Annotated in this window: 5 protein-coding genes; 3 read left to right on the forward strand and 2 right to left on the reverse strand. The window is 39.6% G+C overall.

From position 1 onward, the window contains the following. Both Aru01_RS17850 and upp read left to right on the forward strand, forming a co-directional pair. On the forward strand, positions 1-850 hold an 850-nt coding region (locus Aru01_RS17850), incomplete at its 5' end, for an NADH-quinone oxidoreductase subunit N (protein WP_042111740.1). A gap of 204 nt (positions 851-1,054) precedes the next feature. After that, complete coding sequence (gene upp, locus Aru01_RS17855) at positions 1,055-1,690, forward strand: uracil phosphoribosyltransferase (protein WP_016657317.1); 636 nt, start codon at positions 1,055-1,057, stop codon at positions 1,688-1,690. A 51-nt stretch (positions 1,691-1,741) separates the two neighbouring features. Here upp and gigC read toward each other — a convergent pair whose 3' ends face one another. Then, positions 1,742-2,626, reverse strand: a complete 885-nt coding sequence (gene gigC / locus Aru01_RS17860) for a LysR family transcriptional regulator GigC (protein ID WP_016657316.1) — start codon at positions 2,624-2,626, stop codon at positions 1,742-1,744. Positions 2,627-2,709: 83 nt separating this feature from the next. Between gigC and Aru01_RS17865 the strand changes: the two genes are divergently transcribed. Continuing rightward, on the forward strand, positions 2,710-3,471 hold the full coding sequence (locus Aru01_RS17865; protein WP_040331400.1) for a ferredoxin--NADP reductase: 762 nt from the start codon (positions 2,710-2,712) through the stop codon (positions 3,469-3,471). A 71-nt stretch (positions 3,472-3,542) separates the two neighbouring features. On the opposite strand, the gene Aru01_RS17870 is transcribed toward Aru01_RS17865, so the two are convergent. Continuing rightward, a complete protein-coding gene (locus Aru01_RS17870) occupies positions 3,543-3,965 on the reverse strand; it encodes a hypothetical protein (RefSeq protein ID WP_016657314.1) in 423 nt (140 codons plus the stop codon). Between the last annotated feature and the right edge of the window lie 730 nt (positions 3,966-4,695).

Raw genomic sequence — 4,695 nt, forward strand, 5'->3', positions numbered from 1 at the left:
GGTTGCATTTAAACTGTCTATGGCACCATTTCATAAATGGACACCAGACGTTTACGATGGCGCACCTGCACCAATGGCAACGTTCTTAGCAACTGTTGCAAAAGTTGCAATGATCGCTTTGTTCATCCGCTACTTGTTGTCTTCAGGCGTGTTTAGTGTTGATGTAATTCGCACAGTAATCACTGTATTTGCTGTATTGTCAGTATTGTTCGGTAACTTACTTGCGTTAAAACAAGTAAACCTTAAACGTATCTTGGCATACTCTTCAATCGCTCATTTTGGTTACATCATGCTTGCGTTGGTGAGTGCATCATATCTCAGCCTACCGTCAATCGGTGTTTACGTGGCGAGTTATGTGTTGACAACGATTGGTGCCTTTGGTGTGGTCACTTTGATGTCAAGCCCATACAACAATAGTTCAGAAGCAGACAGCTTAACGAACTATCGTGGTTTGTTCTGGCGTCGTCCTGTTTTGACTGCAACTTTAACGGTGATGATGCTTTCTTTAGCGGGTATTCCGTTAACAGCAGGCTTTATCGGTAAGTTCATGTTGATCATGACTACTGTATCTACTCAGCACTGGTTCTATGCTGCTATGATCATCATTGGTAGTGGTATTGGTTTGTATTATTACCTACGTGTAATGATTACCTTATACCAGTCACCAGCTGAAACTACGACTGTAGATGCACCTCATCATTGGGGGCAAACAGCAGGTGGTATCATGGTGCTTGCTGCTGCAGCTGCGGTACTTGTATTAGGTGTTTACCCTGATCCGCTTATTTCTATCATGAAACAAGCTGATTTATTTATGCCTTTACAGCTTCTACTTAGCGTAGGCCAACAGTAATCGATTAAGCTAAAATTTATTTAGCAATGACAAAGCCCTCATGATTGAGGGCTTTGTCATATTAAAATGATCAGAAAGTTAAAAAAGTAGTCAAAATTGAAGATCAACTGTACAAGTTACAATAGGCTGTCATGAAGTTATGTTTAAGTAATCTAAAAAACATTTATAATATACGGTAGTTAAATTTTGTTTAAGGTCAGTATCGTGCCGATTAAAGAGATTCGTCATCCATTAATACAACATAAATTAGGTTTATTGCGCCGTTCTGATATCAGTACTAAGAACTTTCGTGAACTTGCCCAAGAAGTTACGATGTTATTAACTTATGAAGCAACACAAGACTTGGCGATGTCTGAGCAAGATGTTGATGGCTGGGCAGGTAAAGTTACTGTTGAGCATATCGCAGGTAAGAAAATTACAGTTGTACCGATCTTGCGTGCGGGTATTGGTATGTTAGAAGGTTTTCTTAACTTAATCCCAAGCGCAAAAGTTTCAGTATTGGGCTTAGAACGTGATGAGGAAACATTACAGGCACGTACTTATTATAAAAAGTTAGTTCCTGATGTACAAAATCGTATCGCAATGATCATTGATCCGATGTTAGCCACAGGGGCTTCACTCATTGCTGCTATTGATGTATTAAAAGCAAGTGGTTGTAAGGATATTCGTGTCATGGTGTTAGTTGCTGCACCAGAGGGTGTTGCTAAAGTTGAACAGGCTCATCCTGATGTCATGATCTTTACCGCATCAATCGATCAAGGTCTAAATGAGCATGGTTATATCGTGCCAGGTCTTGGTGATGCGGGCGATAAAATCTTTGGTAGTGTACAAAAAGACTAATATTTACCTCACCTTTTAATTTCCTCTCCGTAAAAGGAGAGGATTAGAGGCTTACAAAGATTCTTGGCAGTAACGCATAAAGGCTTTCAGCCCAGGCCCTTGATATTTTTGACGATGAGTCAGTATATAAAGCGGACGAGTCAATGTCCAAAACGGTGTATCTAAAATTACAAGTTCACCTTTTTCTTTAAGAGGTTCAATGGCGAGTTTTGAGATACAGGATAGGCCCATACCTCCAGCGACCACTTTTAAGATTGCTTCATTATGGCCTAAGGTCAGTCGGATCTTACAATCATGTAAATCTTTAGCGATGGCATGATCAAAGACTTCACGCGTACCTGAACCTTCTTCACGTAAAATCCAATCGATTTGATCAAAGTCTTTAGGCTGCAAGGGGCGTTCTAATTGCGCGAGTGGATGATTCGGTGAGCAACAAACAGCAAGCTCATCATCACGCCAGTGGATACTTTGTAATTGGGCTAAGTGGCAAGAACCCTCAATTAATGCAACATCCAATTGAAATTGGCTAACAGCCTCGATGATTTGTCTGGTATTGCCGACTTGCAGTTGAAGTTGTGCTTGAGGTTGTCGCTGAATAAAAGTAGCCAATAGATTCGGCATCAGATAGTCACTAATCGTCAGAGTTGCACCGATACGCAAGTCAATATTTTGTAGTTCACCTTTAGCTGCTTGTTCAAAAGCTTCACTACGTCCTAAAATTTCTAGGGCTTGTGGGAGTAAAAAGCGACCAAGATCATTGAGTTGTAAGCGTTTCCCCAACCGGTCAAAGAGAGGAGCACCAAGACCATCTTCCAAATCTGCTAAGGCCATACTGGCAGCACTTTGGGTGAGTCGTACTGCATCACTGGCTTTGGTTACCGTACCTTCTTGTGCGATGGCAACAAAGACAGACAATTGGCGTAAAGTCATGCGCATGAATAAGACCTTTACATTTAGATATTTATCGATAATAGCAACATGCTATCATGAGCACAGTCTATCGTGCCATGTTTGAAATTATGTCTGTTGATAAGTTTAGTTTAGAAAAAGTGTTATCAGTACATCGTTGGAGTGACAACCTCTTCAGTTTTACTATGACTAGACCTGCACATTTTAAATTTACAGCAGGGCAGTTTGCTCGAATTGGTTTAAAAGTTGCTGATGACTTGGTTGTTCGCGCATATTCCGTTGTATCTTCTCCTTATGATGAAACCCTAGAGTTTTTCTCTATTGTCGTGCCTGATGGTGCTTTTACTTCGCAATTACAGCATTTGAAGGTTGGTGATGAGCTTTATCTTGAAAAAGTACCTTATGGTTTTTTAACGCTCGCTCGTTATCAAGCGCCTGCACCTAAAGATCTTTGGTTGTTGGCAACAGGTACAGGGCTGGCTCCCTTTATTTCAATGCTACAAGACTTTGAGACTTGGCAGAAATATCAGAACATTCATTTGATTTATAGTGTGCGAACAGCAGCTGAACTTGCTTATGTAGATCGCATAACAGAAATCGTGGAATTGTTTGCTGAAGGCCATGAAGGTTTTAAATTTGTTCCTATCATTACACGTGACCCACAAGCAGAATTACATGATCGCTTACCCGTTTTAATTGAAAATGGACAACTTGAAAAAACTGTTGGCCTTGATTTTGATCCTGCTTCAACGCATATCATGCTCTGCGGTAACCCTCAAATGGTCGAAGATACCCGTGATGCATTAAAAGCGCGTGGTTTGACAATGAATCGTCGCGGTGAAGGTAATATCGCAGTTGAAAACTACTGGTAAAATAAAGACCACAGTGTTCAATAACATAAGCTCTTCACAGTAATAGGCTGTGAAGGGCTATGTGTACAGAATTAGTGTACCAACATATCCATAAACTCCCGCAACTCTTGAATAGCACTGTCGAGATCACTACTGAGCCAAGTTGGTTCAAATATCGAGGTGTAAAACTCAAGGCGGTCATGTGGCACGATGAGGCGAATAGGGCATTCTTCTTCAGCTAGACGCCATGGAATCACAGGTACATCTTGATCAAGAAAACAAGCGACGTCTCGAATGTCCACGATGATTGCATTGATACAATCAGGGAAGGGCATAACTGAAAATTCATCACAGCGGCGGCGGAAATACTCGAGATCCCCCCACTGCAAAGTGAAGCTAGGTTTAGAGAATGCTAATATGCCAATTAAATGCGCATCTCTAGTGTGATGAAGATAACATTCATGGGTGACATCTGTGTCTAATTCTAAGGAGACACTTTGTCGTTGATAAGGCATGGCGGACCAAAATAAATAAGTAGGGCGCAAGTATAACCTAAATTTAATTATGGGCTAGTGTTAGAACTTTACCTTTAAATAACTTTTTTAACAGTTTGCGATATAAAGCGGATGAATACAGGCGTAATATGAGAGGGCTTCTGTTTAATCAAGAGGAGGTCGATCACGTGAGACGCCTGATAACTCCTAAGGGCTGCAGCAAAAAAAAAGATAAAACTCAAAAAGAACATAATCTTATCTATATATTAATGTTATTCGGATTGTTTTTATTTGCTTTATTAATCATCTTTTCTATAAACATTTTGATATAACAAATGAATGAGCTTGATCCATCAGCTATTTCAGCTTTTGAGTTTTTAACAGCACTTAGTATCGATATAAATATCCCATTTTAATCACTCAATCAAAAGCTCGTTAGGTGACTCTAAACGGGCTTTTTCTATGTGATTTTATGGTGTTGTCAAACAGTTTTGTATAATTTTTTTCTATTCTCTGGTTGTTTAATGTTCTTTTTTTATGGTTGTGCTACATTGGTTTGAGTGAAAATAATACGATTTATAGCGACAAATGACTTAATAATAGAAGGTTATTTAAAATTTATTTAAAAACCTTAGAGATAGAACAAACAACAAGAGGGCATAATCATGAATGAAGATTTTGGTCGTAATCTGAGCACCCATTTGGACATAAACTACTACTGGCAACAGTTTCAGCCGATTATAGCTGCGGT

Origin of the sequence: Acinetobacter rudis, from assembly GCF_000829675.1 — a bacterium.
GTDB lineage: Bacteria > Pseudomonadota > Gammaproteobacteria > Pseudomonadales > Moraxellaceae > Acinetobacter > Acinetobacter rudis.

Bases quoted from the DNA above. Each gene is read 5' to 3' on its own strand.
- gigC (WP_016657316.1), bottom strand. From the start codon at position 2,626: ATGCGCATGACTTTACGCCAATTGTCTGTCTTTGTTGCCATCGCACAA.
- Aru01_RS17865 (WP_040331400.1), top strand. From the start codon at position 2,710: ATGTCTGTTGATAAGTTTAGTTTAGAAAAAGTGTTATCAGTACATCGT.
- Aru01_RS17870 (WP_016657314.1), bottom strand. From the start codon at position 3,965: ATGCCTTATCAACGACAAAGTGTCTCCTTAGAATTAGACACAGATGTC.